The organism is Azorhizophilus paspali (genome assembly GCF_043587585.2).
In the GTDB taxonomy this organism is placed as follows: Bacteria; Pseudomonadota; Gammaproteobacteria; order Pseudomonadales; family Pseudomonadaceae; genus Azotobacter; species Azotobacter paspali.
Window position 1 is genome coordinate 1,220,816 of record NZ_CP171449.1, and the last position, 19,279, is coordinate 1,240,094.

Annotated in this window: 18 protein-coding genes, 1 other RNA gene and 4 pseudogenes; 14 read left to right on the forward strand and 9 right to left on the reverse strand. The window is 61.5% G+C overall.

What is annotated here, in order from left to right; genetic code table 11:
* Positions 1-11 precede the first annotated feature (11 nt).
* The 6 genes from ACGI6K_RS06045 to ACGI6K_RS06070 all read right to left on the reverse strand — a co-directional run bounded on the left by ACGI6K_RS06045 (position 12) and on the right by ACGI6K_RS06070 (position 5,475).
* Positions 12-1,430, reverse strand: a complete 1,419-nt coding sequence (locus ACGI6K_RS06045; protein ID WP_376941994.1) for a class I adenylate-forming enzyme family protein — start codon at positions 1,428-1,430, stop codon at positions 12-14.
* On the reverse strand, positions 1,427-1,960 hold the full coding sequence (locus tag ACGI6K_RS06050; RefSeq protein WP_376941996.1) for a coronafacic acid synthetase: 534 nt from the start codon (positions 1,958-1,960) through the stop codon (positions 1,427-1,429). The genes ACGI6K_RS06045 and ACGI6K_RS06050 overlap by 4 nt, the downstream gene beginning before the upstream one ends.
* A complete protein-coding gene (locus ACGI6K_RS06055) occupies positions 1,957-3,102 on the reverse strand; it encodes a beta-ketoacyl-[acyl-carrier-protein] synthase family protein (RefSeq protein WP_376941998.1) in 1,146 nt (381 codons plus the stop codon). The genes ACGI6K_RS06050 and ACGI6K_RS06055 overlap by 4 nt, the downstream gene beginning before the upstream one ends.
* Complete coding sequence (locus ACGI6K_RS06060; protein ID WP_376942000.1) at positions 3,096-3,593, reverse strand: 3-hydroxyacyl-ACP dehydratase FabZ family protein; 498 nt, start codon at positions 3,591-3,593, stop codon at positions 3,096-3,098. Before ACGI6K_RS06060 ends, ACGI6K_RS06055 begins: the two co-directional genes overlap by 7 nt.
* 11 nt (positions 3,594-3,604) lie before the next feature.
* The gene (locus ACGI6K_RS06065; RefSeq protein ID WP_376942002.1) at positions 3,605-3,856 is read right to left on the reverse strand and encodes an acyl carrier protein; all 252 of its coding nucleotides are present in this window, start codon (positions 3,854-3,856) and stop codon (positions 3,605-3,607) included.
* A gap of 86 nt (positions 3,857-3,942) precedes the next feature.
* Positions 3,943-5,475: a class I adenylate-forming enzyme family protein gene (locus tag ACGI6K_RS06070; RefSeq protein WP_376942004.1), complete on the reverse strand. Its 1,533-nt coding sequence runs from the start codon at positions 5,473-5,475 to the stop codon at positions 3,943-3,945.
* A gap of 539 nt (positions 5,476-6,014) precedes the next feature.
* Between ACGI6K_RS06070 and ACGI6K_RS06075 the strand changes: the two genes are divergently transcribed.
* Entirely contained in the window at positions 6,015-6,611 is a 597-nt protein-coding gene (locus ACGI6K_RS06075) for a response regulator (RefSeq protein ID WP_376942006.1), read from the forward strand.
* Positions 6,612-6,709: 98 nt separating this feature from the next.
* Positions 6,710-8,053 (forward strand): sensor histidine kinase, encoded by a 1,344-nt coding sequence (locus ACGI6K_RS06080; RefSeq protein ID WP_376942008.1) that lies wholly within the window; start codon positions 6,710-6,712, stop codon positions 8,051-8,053.
* 3 nt (positions 8,054-8,056) lie between these two features.
* Here the strand turns inward: ACGI6K_RS06080 and ACGI6K_RS06085 are convergent.
* Positions 8,057-8,148: non-coding RNA, sX9 sRNA (locus tag ACGI6K_RS06085), on the reverse strand.
* A gap of 247 nt (positions 8,149-8,395) precedes the next feature.
* On the opposite strand from ACGI6K_RS06085, the gene ACGI6K_RS06090 reads away from it, so the two are divergent.
* From ACGI6K_RS06090 to ACGI6K_RS06130, 9 genes are all read left to right on the forward strand, one after another.
* Positions 8,396-8,518, forward strand: a complete 123-nt coding sequence (locus tag ACGI6K_RS06090) for a hypothetical protein (RefSeq protein ID WP_376942010.1) — start codon at positions 8,396-8,398, stop codon at positions 8,516-8,518.
* A gap of 233 nt (positions 8,519-8,751) precedes the next feature.
* Positions 8,752-8,982, forward strand: coding sequence for an acyl carrier protein (locus tag ACGI6K_RS06095; RefSeq protein WP_376942012.1), 231 nt, complete (start codon positions 8,752-8,754; stop codon positions 8,980-8,982).
* Positions 8,983-8,992: 10 nt separating this feature from the next.
* Positions 8,993-9,841, forward strand: a complete 849-nt coding sequence (locus tag ACGI6K_RS06100) for an alpha/beta hydrolase (protein WP_376942014.1) — start codon at positions 8,993-8,995, stop codon at positions 9,839-9,841.
* Positions 9,838-11,625, forward strand: a complete 1,788-nt coding sequence (locus tag ACGI6K_RS06105; RefSeq protein WP_376942016.1) for a non-ribosomal peptide synthetase — start codon at positions 9,838-9,840, stop codon at positions 11,623-11,625. The genes ACGI6K_RS06100 and ACGI6K_RS06105 overlap by 4 nt, the downstream gene beginning before the upstream one ends.
* Positions 11,612-12,541 (forward strand): chlorinating enzyme, encoded by a 930-nt coding sequence (locus tag ACGI6K_RS06110; RefSeq protein ID WP_376942018.1) that lies wholly within the window; start codon positions 11,612-11,614, stop codon positions 12,539-12,541. Before ACGI6K_RS06105 ends, ACGI6K_RS06110 begins: the two co-directional genes overlap by 14 nt.
* 9 nt (positions 12,542-12,550) lie before the next feature.
* A complete protein-coding gene (gene cmaC, locus ACGI6K_RS06115) occupies positions 12,551-12,973 on the forward strand; it encodes a coronamic acid synthetase CmaC (RefSeq protein WP_376942020.1) in 423 nt (140 codons plus the stop codon).
* Positions 12,974-12,982: 9 nt separating this feature from the next.
* Positions 12,983-13,744, forward strand: a complete 762-nt coding sequence (locus tag ACGI6K_RS06120) for a thioesterase II family protein (RefSeq protein ID WP_376942022.1) — start codon at positions 12,983-12,985, stop codon at positions 13,742-13,744.
* A gap of 5 nt (positions 13,745-13,749) precedes the next feature.
* On the forward strand, positions 13,750-14,388 hold the full coding sequence (locus ACGI6K_RS06125; RefSeq protein ID WP_376942024.1) for an alanyl-tRNA editing protein: 639 nt from the start codon (positions 13,750-13,752) through the stop codon (positions 14,386-14,388).
* 20 nt (positions 14,389-14,408) lie between these two features.
* Positions 14,409-15,020, forward strand: coding sequence for a LysE family translocator (locus ACGI6K_RS06130; RefSeq protein ID WP_376942026.1), 612 nt, complete (start codon positions 14,409-14,411; stop codon positions 15,018-15,020).
* A 45-nt stretch (positions 15,021-15,065) separates the two neighbouring features.
* Here the strand turns inward: ACGI6K_RS06130 and ACGI6K_RS06135 are convergent.
* Positions 15,066-15,296: pseudogene (locus tag ACGI6K_RS06135) on the reverse strand (helix-turn-helix domain-containing protein); the annotation flags it as partial.
* A 452-nt stretch (positions 15,297-15,748) separates the two neighbouring features.
* Positions 15,749-16,045: a DUF1330 domain-containing protein gene (locus tag ACGI6K_RS06140; protein WP_376942028.1), complete on the reverse strand. Its 297-nt coding sequence runs from the start codon at positions 16,043-16,045 to the stop codon at positions 15,749-15,751.
* 1,107 nt (positions 16,046-17,152) lie between these two features.
* Between ACGI6K_RS06140 and ACGI6K_RS06145 the strand changes: the two are divergent.
* The 3 pseudogenes from ACGI6K_RS06145 to tcuB form a co-directional block, all read left to right on the forward strand.
* A pseudogene (locus ACGI6K_RS06145) lies at positions 17,153-17,434 on the forward strand (transposase); the annotation flags it as partial.
* Positions 17,434-18,090: pseudogene (locus ACGI6K_RS06150) on the forward strand (FAD-binding protein); the annotation flags it as partial. The pseudogenes ACGI6K_RS06145 and ACGI6K_RS06150, both read left to right, overlap by 1 nt.
* Positions 18,077-19,259, forward strand: a pseudogene (tcuB, locus tag ACGI6K_RS06155) (tricarballylate utilization 4Fe-4S protein TcuB). The pseudogenes ACGI6K_RS06150 and tcuB, both read left to right, overlap by 14 nt.
* Positions 19,260-19,279 lie beyond the last annotated feature (20 nt).

Below are 19,279 nucleotides of genomic sequence, written 5' to 3' on the forward strand. Positions count from 1 at the left end.
GTTGGAGGCGGTTAACGGCGACCTTTTTGCCAGACGGCGTGCTGGGCGAAGGTCACGTCCAGCCGATCCGGTTGCTCGGCGCGTAACAGGATCCTGGCGAGTCGTTGGCGCAGCGCTCGTTCGTCGAGGTCAGGGTCCTGGCTCTGCACATCGAGGATCAGCGCTACCTCATCGTCCGGCCCGGCGTTCGGCTGTACCCAGGCCTGGGCACTGATGATCCCGGGCAGGCTTTCGACGATTGCGCAAATCGAGCGGGGACAGAGCTTTTCCCCCCGGCGCATGACGAAGCTCGGGTTACGCTGGCGGAAGAACAGATAGCCATCCGCATCAATATGGAAGAGGTCCCCGGTGGCGACCAGGCGTTTCTGGCCGCGTAGTGGCGGCACCTGGGTCGCTTCACCGGCGCGGATGCGCCGCTGCATGGCGGTGTCGGTGACCACCAGCAACTCGCCTTCGCGCGCACCCGGCGCTCCCGCCAGCGCGACCTCGACCTCCGGTAACGGCCGACCGACCGAGGCGTGCCGTTCGGCGGGCTCGAGGTGCGCGGCCAGCGTCGCGACGCGCGGGCCGGCCTGGGTCAGGCCATAGGTCAGATAGAGCTCGAGATCCGGGTTGCGGGCCAGCAGCCGCGGTACCAGATCGGCGGCCAGGGCATCGCCCCCGATCGTCAACCGGTGCAGTGAGGACGGCAGCCCATCCAGGCCCGCCGCGCACAACGCCGTGATCATCACGGGCGTCAACGAAGACAGGGTGATGCCCAGATCCTGGAGCCTGCGGTGGTAATGGATCGGGGTGAACGGCGGGGTGGCCAGGACCACCTCATTGCCGAGGGCGTAGCTGCTGAGCAACTGCGCCACGAAGGCGAAGGAGTAGAACAGCGGCAGGTTGATCAACAGCCGGTCGGCCGCGCTTTGGCCGATGGAGGCCGCATGGCGCCTGGCGTTGCGCAGCAGCGCCGCGCTGTCGAACACACAGCCGCTGAAGATGCCGGAAGTCCCGGAGGTGAGCAGCACCACTTCGCCCGGTTCGTAGGGCAGGGTGTTGACGTCCTTCAGCCGCGCCCATTGCAGCTCGCTCGACAGCCGTCCGGCCTCCCGCGCGTCGAGCGCCTTGATGGCGGCGCCGCAGGGCAGGACCAACAGATCGGCGCCGAGCAGCGTGGCGATGCGGCGGATGCGTCCAGGCGGCGCGGCGTAGGGCAAGGGAGTCGGTACCGCGCCCAGCAGCAGCAGCGCAAATACTAGGGCCACGAAGTGGGTTCCGTTGGGCAGCGCCACCAGCACCGCGCGCCCAGGCTTGACCCCGAGGCGCTGCAAGCCCTCGCACAGGGCGGCGAATCCCTCGAAAGGCTCGCGTCCGCAGCCCGCCTCCAGCGGCAGCACCCGCTCGAAGAGCGCCTGGACGCCTTGGGCGTCGACGACCACGGTCATGGGCTCACCTGCTCGGCCTGCGGCTGCAGCAAGGTGCAGCGCACCCGGTGCTGGGTGCCATCCGTGTCGTGGGCACTCACCAGCACATGACTGGCGGCGCCGTTCTCGAGCCAGTCCTGGGCGAGCAGGGCGGCTGGCGCCAGGCCGTCCTGGGGTGGCATGGACAGCACCAGGCTGGGACCGCTAAAACGCAGCAGCTGGCCTGGCAGGCTGCAGACCAGTCCCGGACAGGCACCGGAAAAACGCAGCGGCGACAGGCGATTCCTGCCCAGGTCGCGGGCGATATGCTGCATCGTGTGCAGGGTGCAGATGTCGCTCACGACGATATGCCCCACCGTCTGGCAGGCGGTCAGCACCGCATCGCGGCAGCTGTCCAGGGCGCGCTCCACGGCCTCGAACACCAGCCAGGACAGCGGATCGGCATAGGCGGAGGTTTTTTGCGCCGCGCCTGTCGCCGAGCCAAGGGCGGCCCGTGACTCCGCTTGACCAAGGGCTACTAGGTGGTAGGCGGTCCAGTCGAGGTCGGTCATCGCCTTGCCTCCCGCGCACGTTGAAAGACCAGGCAGGTATCGAAGCCACCGAAGCCCAGGGTCACGCTGAGGCCGACCTCTGCGCGACAGGCGAGCGCCGTGCGCATGGCCAGGGGCAGCGTTATCCCCGCCAGGGGATTTTCCAGGCCAACGATGGGCGGTACCTGCTGGTTATCCAGTGCCAGCAGGATACTGATGGCCTCCAGCGCGCCAGTGGCACCGAGCGTATGGCCGAAGGCACCCTTGGTGCCGAACAGCAGCGGAGGGCGCGGCGAACTGGCGAACAGTTCGCTGTAGGTTCTGGCCTCGACCTCGTCGTTGAGCCGCGTGCCGGTGCCGTGGGTGCTGATGCAACCGACCTCGTGGGCGGCGAGGCCCGCGTCGCACAGCGCGCGTTGTACGGCCAAGGCCAGGCAGCCGCCCGACAGGTCCGGCGCGACCGCGCTCACGGCGTCGTTGGCCGAGCCGGCCCCGGCGAAGATACCGTAGGGCCGCGCGCCTCGGGCCAGCGCGGCGGCCTGCGTTTCCAACACCAGAAAACCTGCGCCTTCGCCCAGCACGGTGCCGCTGTGCGCGCGATCGAAGGCGCGCAGACCGTCGGCCGCTAGCGTACCCAGTTGCGAATGCCCGAGCCGCTTGGCCGGCGTGAGGATGTCCGCACCACCGCACAGGCACGTATCGGTGAAGCCTCGGCGAAGCAGGCTCAACCCCAGCAACAAGGCATCGGCCCCTGCCGAGCAGGCGGTGCTGACGGTGATCGGCGCACGCTGGCAACCGGCCTCGCGCGCTGCCTCCACCGCCCAGCGGGAGAGCGATTCGGTCTCCGGCACATCCAGGTGGTGCCCGTAGCTGGTGGCCAGGACCGGCACCACCTCGGCGGTATCCCCAGCCAGTCCGGCGTCCTGCAAGGCCCGGCGTAGGGTCGTCACCGTCAACCGGTGCTGGCGCTCTGCTAACGGCAGGGCTGGGTCCAGGTCGGGCAAGGGCGAAGCCAAGGGACTGCGCAGCGCAATGGGGAAGTCGACCGAGCGGATGCCCGAACGACCGGCGAGCAGGCTTTGCCAGACGCCCGCCAGATCGTCGCCCAGGGCGGTCGACCAGGCCATACCGGTGATCCATACCTCCACGGGACGGCTCACCATAGGTGCTCTCCCAGGTCGGCGAGCGCTTTGCGGACCAGCGAACCCTTGAGCATCCCGACGCTGTGATCGTCCACCGTCGCTCGACAACTGAAGGTGAAGAAATCCGGCCGCAGGCTTTCGCAATCGAGCTGGAAGATCACCAAGTCGCCGGGTACCACGGGGCGGGTGAAGCGCGACTTGATCGAGCCGACCAGCGTCACCTCATCGTCCGCCAGGCGCGAGGTCGATAGCTGGAACAGGATGATCGCCGACTGCGAAATGGCCTGTATCAGGTGGCTCGCCGGGTAGATCGCCCGCTCCGGGAAGTGGCCGGCGAGCGCGTCGGTCTGCCCCGACACCGCCATCAGCGTCTTGATCTGGACGCCGGGCTCGTAGTCGAGCACCCGATCCAGGTACACCATCGGATGACGATGGCGCAGCCAGGTCTTGAGCTCGGTGAAACCCATGGCGCGTGGTGCACGCGATCCCTTGTCGCTCTTGGGAAGGCTCATGACGATCGCCCTCACTTGGCCTGCAGGGCGGTCAGCAACTGGGTCAGCGTATGCACCGAGTCGAAATGCTGCGGATTGAAGTCCTCGTCCTCGATCTTGACGCCGAAGGCGTATTCGCACTGGGCCCGCAATTCGCTGAACCCGAGGGAGTCCAGCCCCAGGGCATTGCGCAGGTTGGCGTTGAGGTCGATATCCGCGCGGGGCGTGCTGATGAACAGGTCATCGACGAGGATGTCGACGATGGTTTTTTCGATCTCGTTCACGTTGAGAGCTCCAGCGGTGGGCAAAGGGTTGGTGTCGGGGCCGGCTGTAGAGCCGGTCCCGCAGGCAACGCGCGTCGCTGATGGGGCTAGGTCGCTGGCGCGGCGCCGAGGATCTCTCGGTAGTCGCTCGCCAATCGCTTGCGGCTCACCTTCCCCGCGGAGGACAGCGGAATGCGCTCGACGAACAGGTATTGGCGGGGATGCTTGTATTCCGCGATCAACGCCTTCAGGTGCTGCTGCAGCCGTTGCGTGGGAAGCTCCCGCCCATGGGTAGTACGCAACAGCGCGACCGGACGCTCGCCGATGATGGCATCAGGAACAGCGAACACCACGGCTTCGGCGATCTCGGGCAACTTGAGCAGCGCCTGCTCGACTTCCACGGGGGAGATGGAATAAGCGTCGCATTTCAGTAGGTCCTTCTCCCGACCGATGATGAGGTAACCGCCATCGTCCTGGCGCTGCACCAGGTCGCCCGTAGCCACCCAGCGCGTAGCAGGCAGGCGATCCACATCCTGGCCGTTCCACAGCCCCAGGGTATTGGCTGGCGAGCGAATCAACAGCTCGCCGGTCTCCGTCTGTTGCAGCGCGACGCCGGGCAGCGGCCAGCCGCTCGACGACTGCTCGGTGGCGGCGACATCGGGTTGGCAGAAGATCGGTCCGCCGGACTCCGTCATCCCGTAGGAACCACGCAACGTGCCGCCCCATAGGTTGTGCCAACGCCTACCCAGCTCCGGAGGACAGAGGTCACCGCCGCTGACGCTATAGGTGCTCGTCAGCGAGGGAAGGGGGGCGGCTGTCGATGCCTCGCCGGCGGCGAGCAGATTATTGAAGTGCGAGGGCGCGCCCTTCAGAAAGCTCAGCGGCAGTCGTTGCAGCAGCGCCAGGGTCGTCTCCGCCGTCAGTACGGGGAGCAACGCGACGGCCCGCCCCAGCCGGTGCGCGGCCAGGATCATCAGGATGCTCCAGGGCACGATCGCGTCCAGCATCGAATGGACGGCCCCCGTGCCGAGGGCACCTTGGGCCGTGCGGGGTGGCATTATAGCCTCCATCAGGTTGACGGCCTGCGCCAGGGTCGCCTGGGAATGCACGACACCCTTGGGTATGCCCGTGGTGCCGGACGTATAGAAAATCCCCGCGAGCCATTCCGCGTGGGCAGGTGGCCGCTTGGCCGGCGACGAGACGAGCAGCGCGGACCAGGGCAGATACCGCTCCCCCTTGAGCGCTTCCTCGCCCGCGATGATCCAGGCCCGTTCTAGCGTGGCACTGCCCGCGATCACCGCGGCGTAACGGCTGTAGGCCTCCTGGTCGCCGACGTAGTAACGGGCGCCGCTGTGGTGGAGCAGATGCTCGATTTCGCCGACGACGAGGCGCCGATTGATCGGCACTATCACGGCGCCGATGTCCAGACAGGCATAGTACAAGGCCACCAGTTCCAGCCGATTACCCAGGTGGATAGCCACGCGGTCGCCCGGCTGCAGGCCCGCTCGCAGCAGCCCGGCGGCGACCTTGTCGGCCAGTTGCGCCAGTTCCTGGAAGGAAATCGCGCGCTGATCCTCCACCACGGCCGTGGTATCCGGCTGTTGGGCGACGACGCTGCGGAACTTGGAAAACAGACTCATGCTAGATCACCTTTTTCTTGCACAGGCGTGCAGTTGGGAAAAGACGAGGCGTGTCGTGAAGCTGCGTCCCTAGGCAGGACCGGATTCAAGGGCCTCCGTACGGGGGCCGTCGTACAGGCGTGCCGGTCCGCTAATGCTGGGTGTCGGGAGGGCCCGCAGCCACGGGTAGCGCTGGGTGTCGGAGCGCAAGGTGTCGCTGCGAAAACGGCGGGCTCATTGACGCTGCCCGGTCAAGGAGCCGAGGCGGCCAAGTCTTGAGCCCAGCCGTCGGGAAGGGGCGGTGGATCAAATCCGCTTGGCGTAGGGTGCCAGCACAGCGGCTTGCTAGAGCGGTTCTGTAGCGCTGAATGACTGATCGCAAGGAGGATCACCTTCGCCATGGGCTTAGCATCGGGACGCAAGCCATCTGCTCCTTCAAGGAGACAGCCCACGCTCAACCACGAACCGACCTTAAAGGTGTAATGGGCGAGCGCCCATAGTCCATTTTGACCAAAAGTGCCCCAGGGATACGCTTTACATACAGGAGGTATACGTAGTCCATGCCGAGCTCTTCGATCTTACTCATTGACGACCACGCCTTGTTCCGTTCCAGCGTGGCCCTGATGTTGGAAATGAGGCTGCCGCAGACGACGGTCAGCGAAGCTAGCACGCTCGATGAGGCTCTTACCCAAGAGTCGCCGCCGCCCGATCTCATCCTGCTCGATGTGCAGCTGGAAGATACCAACGGCCTGGAAGGCATCGCCTTGCTGCAAGAGCGCTGGCTCTTGGCGAAGGTGGTGATCTTGTCCGCCTTCGACCGGGATGCGGTCGTGTGCGAGGCGATCCAGCGCGGTGCGGTGGAGTTTCACGCCAAGACGGAATGTCCGGAGCGCCTGCTGCAGCGGATCCAGGCGCTACTCTCCGGTGGCCACCCCGAACCGGCGATCCTCATCACCCCTCCGTTGTCGCTCACTCCACGCCAGCGCCAAGTGCTCAGGTTGCTGTGCCAGGGGTTGACGAACAAGGAGATTGCCTTGCAGCTCAGGCGCTCGGAGCATACGGTCCGCAGCCATGTCCAGGCGATACTGACCAGCCTCCAGGCGTCCAGCCGTACCGAGGCGGCAGATGCCGCGCGCCGCCTCGGACTCGTCCTGTGAGGCATGATGATCGCTCATACCAGGAGGCCTTACGGCTGATCCTGGTCGAACTCACCCGGTCGCTGGTCAAGATCACCCTGCTCGCCACCAGCCTGACCTTGACTTTCACCCTGCTCGACGGCTTCCAGGCCCGTTTTTCTTGGCCAGCCCTCGCGCAACTGAGCGGCGACTGGGACCCTGACGCCATCCAAACGCAATTGTTGCTTTGGTATGTCGCCGTCCTGAGTCTCAGAATGGGGCAGGTCATCTATGCGCGCCGGGCGTTACGACTCGGCCTGGACGCTGGCCGGGTGGAGCCAGTGGTTCGTGTCCTTATGCTGGCAGGGATCTCGGAAAGCGTCGTCTGGGCAACGCTGTGCGAAATTGCCCTTCAACAGGCCTTTCCTACATCCTTCATCGGATTGCTATTGGTGCTGTTCGCCACGCTCGGCAATGCCAAGGCGTCGCTGAATTGTGCCGTGCCCAGTCTTTATCTGGGGCGCATCCTGCTGCCGGCGACCCTGATCGCGATGTGGCTTCTGCGCGTCGGTGATGACCTGCACAGGATCCTGGGGATCACCGTGCTGCTATATGGCCTGGGTCTCTGCCGATGGGCGCGCTCAGGTGGGCTGCGCCTGGTGAAGCAATTGAAACGGCAATTGCTGCTAAATGAGACCACCCAGCGGGCACGCCGTGACGTGCAGCAGCTCCGCATCGCCTTGCAACGGGCGCGGCAGTCGAATAAGGCCCGCTGTCAGCTACTGGCTGGCGCCAGCCATGACCTGCGCCAGTCCCTGCAGGCTCAGGGATTTTTTCTGGCAGCTTTGGCCGGCAGTCCGCTCGATCCTCAACAGTGGCAACTGCTGGTCAAGGCCCGGACGGCCGTCACGACCACTACCGACATGCTGAATACGGTTCTGGACCTGTCGCGCATCGAACTGGGAGCGTTGCAGCCGACATTGCAGGTTTTTGCCCTGCAGCCGCTGCTGGATAAGCTGGAAATGGAGCTGGCGCCCCTCGCCAACGGCAAGGGCCTCAGCTACCGCACGCGGGATACGGAGCTATTGTCATTGTCCGATCCAGCCTTGCTGGAGCTGATACTGCGAAATCTCATCAACAATGCGATCCGCTACACCTTGAAGGGCGGCGTCCTGGTCGCTTGCCGGCGGCGCCATGGCTACCTCCAGATCGAGGTCATCGACACCGGCGTCGGTATCGCTCCCCAGCACCAACAGGAAATCTTCCGCGACTTTCACCAGCTTGACCATCCGACCCGGAACAACCACGACGGGCTAGGTCTGGGGCTTGCCATCGTTGCCAGGTTGGCTCGCCTCTTAGGCCATCCGTTGACCCTGGTTTCCCGAGAGGGGCACGGCAGCGCTTTTCGGGTGCGTCTCCCCTTGGTCAGGCCGCTGATAGCTGACGGTGAGACGGTCCTTGTGCCCGATACAGCCAAGACTTAGAGCGGCTAACAAAACGTAGCGAGCGGTTGTCAGGCGGGTGCGCGCGGCGCGCAGGAACCGGACCGGGCTCGCGCGCGAGTGTACGAGTGGTACATGAGGATTCCGAGCACTGCACGCGTCCGTCTGGCGGACGCACAGTAATTTTGTTAGCCGCTCTTAGCGAGAGTCTTGAATGCCGGCGACGTTTTAGCGCACCTCGACCAAAACCTGGCGCGGCATTGGCCGCCTCCGTGCGGCTGGACGCCTGGAGGATGGTCAGTATCGCCTGGACATGGCTGCGGACCCTGTGCTCCGAGCGCCTGAGCTGCAAGGCAATCTCCTGCCAGCGGCACATCGAGCAGGATGAAATCGGGTGCCGGCAACGCCTGGGCGAGCGCCTCCTCGATCCTGCTGGCTTCGCTGACCGTCGTACCCGGCAGCCTCATTTCCAACATCAGGGCCACGCTGAAACGGAACAAGGCGTGATCATCAATGAGCAAGCTCGAAGCGCTCGGCATGGACTCCGTGTACCTCCAGTAAAGCGTATCCCCGGGGCACTTTTGGTCAAAATGGACTATGGGCGCTCGCCCATTATGCCTTTAAGGTCGGTTCGTGGTTGAGCGCGGGCTGTCTCCTTGAACGAGCAGATGGCTTGCGGCGTGAAGCTTACCGAGGTGCCGGGCAACCGGCCCCCTTATTGACGACGAGGCAGGTAAACCATGAGCTCAGCAAAACTTGATCGGATCTTCGAGGCCATTTTTCAGCGTCCGGTGGGAGATGACGAAGACATCTTCGACCTAGGTGCCAATTCTCTCACCGCCATTCAATTGATCGGTCAGGTCAATGAGGCGTTTGGCGTCAATATCAATATGGAGCAGTTCTTCCTGGCGCCTTGCAAGCAAACGGTACTTGCGCAGTTACAAGCCGCCCCTGCGGCACACACAGCCTGAGAGGGTTGCCATGCACAGCCTGTTCACACTGCCCCTGAACTTGGAGCGAGCCGGCAAGGTGATCTGTGTCCAGAGCTTGCCGTTCGACCCTGCCCGGGAAACCCTCCTATTGTTGTCGCCCGTGGGCACCCAGTGCTTCTACATGAAGAACGCCGCACTGTATCTGATCAGCCATTTCAATCTGATCATCCTGGAAAGCGACACCTGGCTGGCGTATGCCAACGCTGCCGGGGTCAATCCCGAAGAAGGCGTTGCGGACTTCATCCGCCAGCTCAATGCAGCGCTGCCAGAAACCGTGCGTGTAGATGCACTGGTGGGCTATTGCTCCTCAGCGCCCTTGGCACTCTTGGCAGCCAGCCAAGGTGCTTGTCGCACCTTGCTACTGCTTAATGGCGCGTACTTTCTCAAAGCCGACGGGGTGATCAAGAGCCAATACGAGCGCGATGTGGAACGCATGATGCAGTCCATTCCCCAAGGCAATTGCGCCCAGGTCTACGAAGCCGTAAGTCTGTTGCACACCAACAGCGCCTATACCCCCAGTGACTATCGCTACCAGCAGGTTCGCCCTCTGCGAGAACTGTCTGCGTTCCGCCAGTACCTTACGTTCCTCAACAGCCTGGCGAGCTTGGAACTGGTCAGAACTGCACAGACCGTAAAGACCCCTACTCTGGTGTGGTGCGGCAGCCAGGACCGTTATACCGACACCGCATCTTCCCGATACATCGCCCAGCTGCTGCCTCACAGTGAACTGGTGGAGGATCCTGAAGGCCAGCATCACGATTTTGTCGATGGCCACGAACATTTGTACCAGGCGATGACCCGTTTTCTGGCCCGTCACGAGCAGAGGGCCGTGCAATGACCACCTACCAGTCACGCCTCCCCAAAGCCTACCGCCGATTTGAGTCGGTCTGCACGCAAGCGCCAAACGCAATTGCGGTGGTGGACGAAGGCAAACCAGTCACTTATCAACAGCTCCAGACGCAGGTGCTGGAACGTAGCGAAGCACTGACACGTCAAGGCCTGGCAGACCATCCTTACCTGCCGCTGATGGCCAACCGGTGCCTTGAGTATCTGATAACGATGCTGGCCTGCTGCAAACTAGGAATTGCCTACGTCTCCATTGAGCCAGGCACACCCAGCAAACGCCTGATCGCCGTGCTGGAACAATTGGGCTGCAACCATTTGCTATTGCTCGGTCAGCCAACGGACTTGCGCCCTGACCCAAGGCTGACATGCTTTCGCCTGGACGACTGCGGCACCCTGTGCTCCGACGGCCCTGCGCTACGCCAGCCTATCCAACGGCGTCCGGATGATGCCTCGGTGATAACCGTGATGTTTACCTCTGGCACTACCGGCGTCCCCAAAGGTGTACGCATCAGCCATGACGGGTTGCTGAATCTAGTAGACAACGTACAGCACCAGGTCCAGGGCAAGCCCCGCAGCTATGTACATCACTCGTCCATCGGCTTCGATGCTGCCTTGTTTGAAGTCTGGGTACCGCTGCTGACCGGCGCCCGCGTCACCCTGCAACCTGGCGCGTTCAATATAGATGCACTGGATCACCGCGTACGCGCGGCCAACTGCGATGTGCTGTTACTGACCACCTCACTGTTCCACCTGGTGGCGCAACACCGCCTTTCAATGCTCGACGCTGTGCGCGTGCTCTATGTTGGCGGTGAAGTACTCAAGCCGGTGCATGCCCGCGCGCTGCTGTTGGCCAATCCCCGCATTACCTTGGTGAATGGCTACGGCCCGACCGAGAACACGGTGTTCTCCACTTGGTACCGTCTGAACAAGCCTGAGGACGCCGAGCGAGACGTACTGCCCATCGGGCAGTTCCTACACCAGGTGCACGGCAAAATCGTCGACGCCCAACTGCAAGAGGTGGAGGTCGGCACGCCCGGCGAGTTGCTGCTCACGGGTGCCAATCTGGCCCTGGGTTACCTCGACGAAGCTTTGACCCAGACCCGCTTTCTGCAACTACCGGAAGGCACCTATTACCGGACCGGCGACTATGTCATCCAAGATGAGCACGGCAGGCTTTTCTACCAGGGTCGCATCGACGAACAGGTAAAAATCAAAGGCTTCCGGGTGGAGATCGCCGAGGTCGAACATGCGCTGACCCAACTGCCTGGCGTCGCCCAGGCTGTGGTGCAGGCGCATGCCATGAACGAATTGGAAAACAGCCTGCACGCTTTCATCGTGCTCCGGCATGGCTGGCCAGCTATCGAAGAAGGCAGGCTCATGAGCCTACTGGGCGACCGGCTTCCCCATTACATGGTACCGACGCGGATCCACTACTTAGCGGAACTTCCGCTGACGGCCAATGGCAAGGTCGACAAGCGTTCCTTACCGCCACCGGAGAAAGCAGTTGCAGCGTCCCCGCACGTTGGTTCGGCAGTGCTCGAGACCTGGTCCGGCATCCTCGGCATCCGCAACCTGCAGCTGGAACACTCAATCTACGGCTATGGCGCCTCATCCTTGAGCGTGGTCATGGCCCATAGCCGCATCAACGAAATACTTGGCAGAAGAACCCCGTTCGACGAAGTCGCCAGGCTGAACACCTTGCAAGAGTGGGTGCAGTACTACGCAACGCATGAAGACCCAGTAACCTCTATCAGGAGCCAACATGGAAATCACTGACTTTTCGTTGACGGAACAGGAACTTCAGCAATTTGATCGGGATGGGTTTATCGGTCCCTTCACGCTCTATGAGCCTGAAGAGATGAAACAGATGCATAAGACCATCCGAGCACAACTGTTCAACCGTACCCATGCTCCCTACGACGCGCCATTGGATGTCGCGATCACCAACTACGACCGCCACCTGGATGTGGACTTGCTGACCCGTCATGTGTTTCGCAAGGAAATCGTGCATCGAGTGCGAAGCATCCTCGGCCCGGATGTAATCTGCTGGCGCAGCGAGTTCATCCCCAAATACCCAGGCAACGAAGGCACTGACTGGCACCAGGCAGACACGTTCGCTCACGCCTCCGGCAAGCCGCAACTGGTGTGGCCCGAGGGCGAGTTGTTCGGCGGCGCTATTAATGTGTGGACGGGTTTCACCGATGCCACCCAAGAAAACGGCTGCATGCAGTTCATCCCCGGCAGCCACAAGCAAATGAACTACGACGAATCCGGGGGCATGACCTTCGACCCGGTTACCAACAATAATGTGGTGAAGGGGCAGTACGCACGGGGATTCAACGGCTACGACTACACCACTCTGCAAAAGGACAAGTCGTGGAAGCCGGATGAAGCTTCGGCAGTACCGATCGTGATGAAAGCGGGCCAGTTCGTAATCTTCCGCTCGATGCTGATGCACAGCTCGCTACCTAACTCGACAACCGACAAGACTCGCCTGGGCTATGTCGCCCGCTACGTACCCGGACGGGTCAAGGTTTACCCAGATACGGATTACGTTAAGGAATTCGGGGGCGAGTATCGGCTTGATCGGTTCGGCGTGGTGCAGGTGGCCGGTACCACCACCGACCCCAAGAACAGAGTGGCCAGCAAGAGCCTCAGCGGCATGGACCTGAAGCCCCTAGTCATTTATTGAGGATTGATCATGGAACAGCCCTCTTACCTGGCAATCGATCACATCGCGTATGCCACCCGGTCTACGGAGAAAACCTCGGCGTTCTTCGCGGCCCTGGGGTTCGAGGTACTGTTCCATAAACAACCCATCGAAAAGTTTGGCGTGTTGATAACCAAGCTGCGCTCGCCAGCAGGCGAAATCGTGGAAGTGGTCGAACCCTTTCGACCTGACAGCGTGGTCAGCCGGCTCCTGGTGAATGTGGAGGCCTGTATCTACCACGCGGCCTTCAAGGTCAACGATATCCAGACTACCCAGACGTCTCTGGCCAGTATCGGAGGCGTCACGGTAACCAAACCCATGACCATTCCGTACCCGGCCACCGAGGAACATCGCTCGCTGACAACCTCGCACATGTTCCACCCCGCGGTGGGTCTGTTCGAGATCACCGGTTAAGGAGCAGCCATGGACGATCCTTTTGTGGTGCAACGGCCCTGGCTTGCACCACTGCCAGGCGCCCCCATGAACGCCGGTCGCCTGCTGCTGTGTTTCCCCTATGGAGGGGGGGGCGCCTCAGCGTTCAATGATTTGAGCCGGCTAGCCGATGTCGGTGTTGCGGCATGGGCCGTGAAACTACCTGGGCGCGAGGACCGAAGTACGGAAGCGCCCGTCACGCGGGTTGCGCATGTTATCGAGGCGATCGTCGATGCACTGCAAAGCGTAGGCGTACCCTATGCGTTTTACGGCCACAGCTTCGGTGCCGGGTTGGCGCTGGATGTAACCCACGCGCTAGCCGAACGCGACCGGCCGCTGCCGACGCATTTGGTCCTGTCCGGGCGCATGCCGCCCCATACCGGCTACTCACCGCTACTGGGGGCGATGGACGATCACCAACTGTGGCAGCTCGTATGCTCAGAGAGCCCCTTGCCACTGCCAACGGATGCCTCGTGTAGTTTCGCCAGGCATGCGCTGGGCAAGCTCAAGGCCGACCTAGCGCTCAACGCACAACTCACTTATCGCTTTATCCGACCGCTGCCAGTGCCCCTGTACGTTCTCAATGGCCAGGACGACCCGTTGCTTGAGCTCCATCGCCTGGACGAATGGCAGCGCTACACCAGCACAAGCTTCCATAGCGAGTGCGTACCCGGCGGACATTTTTTCTTCAACATCGATTTTCAGCGTTTGTATTTGCCCCTGCTAACCGCTCTAGATGAACAAGGCAGCTGAGCGTTATGGAACGTGCATTCTGGAACACCCCTTATCTCTCGTCCCTGGACGCCCGCGTGCTCAGTATTGACGGGCGCGACGTGGTGATCAGTCCGACGATTTTCTTCGCCGAATCCGGTGGCCAGGAATCGGATAAGGGTTATATCAACCGTATCGAAGTCATCCAGGCCACGGTTGCTGACGAGCGCATCATCTATCGCCTGGCCGAAGATCCAGACTTTGCCGTGGGCGATCTGGTTAGCGTGGAGATCGATTGGCCTCGCCGGTATGCGCTTATGCGTTTGCATTTCGCCGCTGAAATTGTGCTGGAGTTGTTCTACAAGAAATTTCCGGATCTGGAAAAGATCGGTGCGCATATCGGCCAACACAAAGCGCGGATCGACTTCTCCCTGGAGGGTAATGTCAGCCAGTACTTTCCGGAGATCCTGCAGGATGTAGAGCGCCTCGTAGCCGCCGACCTGCCGATTGAAAGCCGCTTTACCGACGCCGAGCGCTTGCGCCGTTCCTGGTACATCAAAGGATTTTCCGAGGTGCCCTGTGGCGGTACACATCTGCGTACCACGGGCGAGGTCGGGCGCATTCGCCTCAAGCGTAACAACATCGGCGCGCACAAAGAGCGTGTCGAAATCTACCTAGTCGATTGACCGCCCAGGAGACAGCCATCATGTTCAACATCATGTCTGCAATTGGGTTGCTGCTCTTGATGCCAGGGCCGACGAATACATTGCTGCTGCGGTCTGGAGCGCTGAGCGGCTTCCGGCGCGCCTGGTCTTTGAGCCTGCTGGAGTACTCGGCCTACCTGTTGCAGATTTCCTTTTGGGGGTATCTGCTCAGCCATATCGGTGACAGCGCGCCCTGGTGCCTGAAGGTGGTGCAACTGGCGTCGGTGGCTTATCTGATCAAAACCTCATACCGACTATGGCGCAACCCCGATAACCCGTGCCATTCCTCACCCACGGCGCAGATCTCCGGAATGTACTTTTTTCGGCTGACCCTGATCAACCCCAAGGGTCTACTGGTGGTTTCGTTTATCGCTCCCGAGCAGACCTTTACCGATATCACCTTGTACCTCTCTTTCATAGTGCAACTCAGTCTGGTGGTAATCCCGATTGGCTGCGCCTGGGTGCTGCTTGGCGCATACATCAAACGCAGCGGGCATGCCTGGCTGACAACGCTGAATATTAATCGCACAGCCTCGGTGATCATTGGCTGCTTCGCGGTGGCGATCCTTTACCAATTGACTGGTTCACTGATCAAGACCAGCTTGGCTTTTTAGGTGTTAAATCCCGTGAAGTAGTGGCTTGGATAATGCTTGAATCGTTCGTTCACTTCCAGGCAGCCGCTTTCGTCTCGGTCGACAGATTTGGCGGCGGGCCTTCATCGGCTAATGGGCCGAGTAGCCACCATAGACCTCGCGATTACGGTGCACCTCTCGACTGATGGTCGAAGGCGATTTATTGATTAGACGGGCAATCTTGCGCAGGCTGAAACCTTGGGCATGGCTGATTTGAATGATGGTGCGCTCTTCAACGCTGAGTTCGGTATAAGACATAGGGGCGGTAGCAGCCTACCGAAAAAGTCAGGTGTTGCACTCAGTTTTTGCGACCGCCTACCATAAGCCTGTATAGCGGAGAAGGTATTTATGCCTTTTCTTGAAAGTTGTAAAATTTTGTCTTTTCCAGCGGAATCGCAAGGCAGCTCTTCTATTATTTCGTCAGCTTCGATAAGTTTGGCGAGCATGCGACTCGCGCTGGGCTTTTCAAGCCCAAGAATCTCGGCTATCTGTCTGTGCAGCCATCAACTTTCCTTGCTCTGCCAGTTCAATGATCGTATGCACAGAGAAAGGAAAATATTTCGTTGCAGCAAGCGTCGGCCGCATAAAGTCAAGAAGGCGAAAAATTTAATGCGAGGATCATCTTATGGTGTCAATACTTTCAATCTTTTTCGAAGTGGCATTTTTGTTACTCATGCTTATATTGAGAATTCATGGCAGCTATATAGATTCTAGTTATCCATTCCTTCCACGATGAACAACTGCATGTCGTCGGCTGCACCTTCGCGGAGGCATCTAGCCTTTTTATACTCTTCAGAGTTGTAGAACGTCTGTGCTGCCTCAACCGAAGGAAACTCTACAATGACCACGCGACGGCCTTCAGCCTCTCCCTCCAAAAAAAACTTCTGGCCTCCCCTCGAGATAAAGCGGCCTCCATGAGCTTTCACAATATCAGGCGTTAGCCGCTTGTAATTATCATACCGGGCTTGGTCGGTAATATTCATTTTACCAATAAGATAGGCGCTCATTTAATCCTCCACACATCAAAGCAAAAATCCGAAAGCGGGTGCCATAATTTTTTGCCAAGAGGGTCACCTTCGCCATGGGCTTGGCATCGGGACGCAAGCCATCTGCTTGTTCAAGGAGACGGCCCGCGCTCAACCACGAACCGACCTTAAAGGTGTAATGGGCGAGCGCCCATAGTCCATTTTGACCAAAAGTGCCCCGGGGATACGCTTTACTGGAGGTATACGTAGTCCATGCCGAGCGCTTCGAGCTTGCTCATTGATGATCACGCCTTGTTCCGTTCCAGCGTGGCCCTGATGTTGGAAATGAGGCTGCCGGGTACGACGGTCAGCGAAGCAAGCAGAATCGAGGAGGCGCTTGCCCAGGCGTTACCGGCTTTTCGTCATTGGATGGTTGTACGGGGGCCAACGTTCGTTAATGGCCAAGGCCCATGCCGTCTTCTTGGCCAGCGAGCTGGATCGGGTGATGAACGCCTATTTGTCGCTGCCGCGCGTGACCCCCCGGTTGGTAGCTGAACTGTTGAAGGAAAATTCTCGCTATCGCCTAAGCCCAGCCACTCGCTGGGTCAAGCCCATAGACTATCCCTACTGATTAGCCAGGCTGGCGTGATTGACCATCACACCGAGCATAACCACTCTCGGATGCCGTATGGTGGTTTAGATAGCTGCTCCGACTACCTGAATCGCGACGCTGAATCTCGACGTCGATCATCCTGGACAGGTGGCTCACACGGCTACTGAATCGTCTCAACGCACGATCCGAGAGACCGGCCAGCCAAGCCGGGATGTCATCGGCCTGGTTGCGCATCCGCCCGCCCTTGAGCCGCAACCCAATCCATAGCAGGCAGCATCCCTGCCTCATCCAGCAATCCCGGCAGCCGTACCGTCCGGCCCGTGTGGTTGTTCCTTGAGTTCGAGCGTCGGGGTGGCGTCGATCCCTTTCACGACCGCCGCCCTGGCCTGGTCATCCACCACCCGGCGCGCTGTGGTATTGCCTTGGGCGCAGGTCTGCAGCTGTGCGAGCGACACCTTTGGCTGCAGGCCTAGTTGATCGAGCGGTTGAACCGCCCCGGGTTTCGCGGAGGCTCCAACTCTTGAGAGGATGGAGCCATGAAGACAGCAACGAAGTATTCCCCTGAAGTTCGGCAACGGGCGGTTCGCATGGTGCTCGAGCATCAGGACGAGCACGAGTCGCAGTGGGCGGCGATCACATCCATCGCGGCAAAGATCGCTTGCACGGCCGAAATGCTGCGCCGCTGGGTGAGGCAGGCCGAACGCGATAGCGGACGGCGCGAGGGGCAGACGACGCCCGAGCGTGAACGGATCGAGGCGCTCGAGCGGGAAGTGCGTGAGCTGCGCCAAGCCAACGAGATCCTGCGCCAGGCCTCGGCGTAGACTGTGTGTCGCTGGGCGTGGTGGTCAACCGTGACGGCCGTCGTTTCTACGACGAGGGCGAAGATTTCTGGCCCAAGCGCTACGCGATCTGGGGGCGCCTGGTGGCGCAGCAGCCCGGCCAGGTCGGCTACTCAATCATCGACCGCAGAGCCGTCGGCCGCTTCATGCCACCGGTGTTTCCCGGCACTGCCGCGAGCACCCTTGGCGAACTGGTCCGTCAGTTGAGCCTGCCCGAAACTGCGTTCGTGGAGACCATCAAGGCCTACAACCAAGCCTGCCGGGTCGGCACCTTCGACCATACCGCGCTCGACGACTGCCGCACCGAAAGCCTCTCGCCGGCCAAGACTCACTGGGCCCGCCCGATCGACACGCCGCCCTTCTACGGCTATCCGCTGCGTCCAGGCGTCACCTTCACCTACTTGGGGCTCAGGACGGACGAGACGGCCGCCGTGCACTTTTCCGGTAGGCCCAGCCCAAATCTCTTCGTTGCCGGGGAAATGATGGCCGGCAACGTACTCGGCAAGGACTATACCGCCGGGGTCGGCATGAGCATTGGCACGGCGTTCGGCCGGATCGCCGGCAGCCAGGCTGCCGCCGCGGCCGGTCATCACCCAGCTTCCATGACTGCAGGACAAAGCCATGCAATCGCTTGATTCCGGGGCACGACTGCCCATCTCCAGTATCGGCAGTGTCCTCCAGCCGATCCCAGTGCTCAACATCGCCGCGGCGGAAGTCGACCGGCAACTGCACATCTGCAATGCCTGCCGCTATTGCGAGGGCTTCTGCGCCGTGTTCCCGGCCATGACTCGGCGCCTAGACTTCGCCCAGGCGGATTCCATTACTTGGCCAACCTCTGCCATAACTGCGGCGCCTGCCTGCATGCCTGCCAATACGCCGAACCTCATGAGTTCGCCGTGAACGTCCAGCGGGCTATGGCTAGGGTGCGCCTGGACACCTATGTCGAATATGCCTGGCCGCCGGCATTGGGTCGGCTCTACTGGCGCAACGGGCTGACGCTGTCTCTGGCCACTGCTGCCGGACTGGGGTTCTTTCTGGCGCTGACGCTGGCCATCAAGGGCACCCTGTTTCCCGGGTCGCTGGCGGGCGACTTCTACGCAATCTTTCCCCACGATGTGCTGGCGCTGATGTTCGGCCTGGTCTTCGCTTTCGCTACCCTGGCCCTCGGCATGGCCGTGCGGCGCTTCTGGCGGGAGGTTTTGCCGCCTTCGGAAGAGCCGGTGCAGAAGGGGGCGGCGGCGTTCGAGGCTTCGGGTGCCGTGTTACGGCTGAAGTATCTCGACGGTGGACATGGCGAGGGCTGCAACGAGGAGAGCGACCGCTTCACCCTCTGGCGGCGGCGCTTCCATCACTGCATCTTCTATGGCTTCCTGCTGTGCTTCGCCGCCACCTCCGTCGCCACGCTGTACCACTTCGTGCTGGGCCTGGAGGCGCCCTATCCCCTGACGAGCCTGCCGGTTCTGCTGGGGACAGCCGGTGGCCTCGGGCTGCTGTCGGTCCCGCCGGCCTCTTGTGGCTGAACCGGCGCCGCCATCCGGAGCACGGCGACAGCGCGCAGCGTCCCATGGACCGCGGCTTCATCGCGCTGTTGCTGCTGGTCAGCCTCAGCGGCCTGGCGCTGCTGGCCGGGCGGGACAGTGGGGCCATGGTGCTGCTGCTGGCGCTGCACCTGGGCGCGGTCATGGCGTTTTTCCTGACCATGCCGTACGGCAAGTTCGCCCATGGAATCTTCCGCAGCGTTGCCTTGCTGAAGTTCGCCATCGAGAAGCGCCAGCCCGACCGGTTGCGGATGGGCGGCGAGTGAGGGTGGCAGGCCAGGGGATA

What these genes read in the sequence shown, in the direction of transcription:
- ACGI6K_RS06140 (WP_376942028.1), bottom strand. Translation starts at nt 16,045, where the DNA reads ATGAGCGCCTATCTTATTGGTAAAATGAATATTACCGACCAAGCCCGG.
- ACGI6K_RS06070 (WP_376942004.1), bottom strand. Translation starts at nt 5,475, where the DNA reads ATGAGTCTGTTTTCCAAGTTCCGCAGCGTCGTCGCCCAACAGCCGGAT.
- ACGI6K_RS06120 (WP_376942022.1), top strand. Translation starts at nt 12,983, where the DNA reads ATGGACGATCCTTTTGTGGTGCAACGGCCCTGGCTTGCACCACTGCCA.
- ACGI6K_RS06130 (WP_376942026.1), top strand. Translation starts at nt 14,409, where the DNA reads ATGTTCAACATCATGTCTGCAATTGGGTTGCTGCTCTTGATGCCAGGG.
- ACGI6K_RS06045 (WP_376941994.1), bottom strand. Translation starts at nt 1,430, where the DNA reads ATGACCGTGGTCGTCGACGCCCAAGGCGTCCAGGCGCTCTTCGAGCGG.
- ACGI6K_RS06075 (WP_376942006.1), top strand. Translation starts at nt 6,015, where the DNA reads ATGCCGAGCTCTTCGATCTTACTCATTGACGACCACGCCTTGTTCCGT.
- ACGI6K_RS06110 (WP_376942018.1), top strand. Translation starts at nt 11,612, where the DNA reads ATGGAAATCACTGACTTTTCGTTGACGGAACAGGAACTTCAGCAATTT.
- ACGI6K_RS06090 (WP_376942010.1), top strand. Translation starts at nt 8,396, where the DNA reads ATGAAATCGGGTGCCGGCAACGCCTGGGCGAGCGCCTCCTCGATCCTG.
- ACGI6K_RS06095 (WP_376942012.1), top strand. Translation starts at nt 8,752, where the DNA reads ATGAGCTCAGCAAAACTTGATCGGATCTTCGAGGCCATTTTTCAGCGT.
- ACGI6K_RS06125 (WP_376942024.1), top strand. Translation starts at nt 13,750, where the DNA reads ATGGAACGTGCATTCTGGAACACCCCTTATCTCTCGTCCCTGGACGCC.
- ACGI6K_RS06050 (WP_376941996.1), bottom strand. Translation starts at nt 1,960, where the DNA reads ATGACCGACCTCGACTGGACCGCCTACCACCTAGTAGCCCTTGGTCAA.
- ACGI6K_RS06055 (WP_376941998.1), bottom strand. Translation starts at nt 3,102, where the DNA reads ATGGTGAGCCGTCCCGTGGAGGTATGGATCACCGGTATGGCCTGGTCG.
- ACGI6K_RS06100 (WP_376942014.1), top strand. Translation starts at nt 8,993, where the DNA reads ATGCACAGCCTGTTCACACTGCCCCTGAACTTGGAGCGAGCCGGCAAG.
- ACGI6K_RS06105 (WP_376942016.1), top strand. Translation starts at nt 9,838, where the DNA reads ATGACCACCTACCAGTCACGCCTCCCCAAAGCCTACCGCCGATTTGAG.
- cmaC (WP_376942020.1), top strand. Translation starts at nt 12,551, where the DNA reads ATGGAACAGCCCTCTTACCTGGCAATCGATCACATCGCGTATGCCACC.
- ACGI6K_RS06060 (WP_376942000.1), bottom strand. Translation starts at nt 3,593, where the DNA reads ATGAGCCTTCCCAAGAGCGACAAGGGATCGCGTGCACCACGCGCCATG.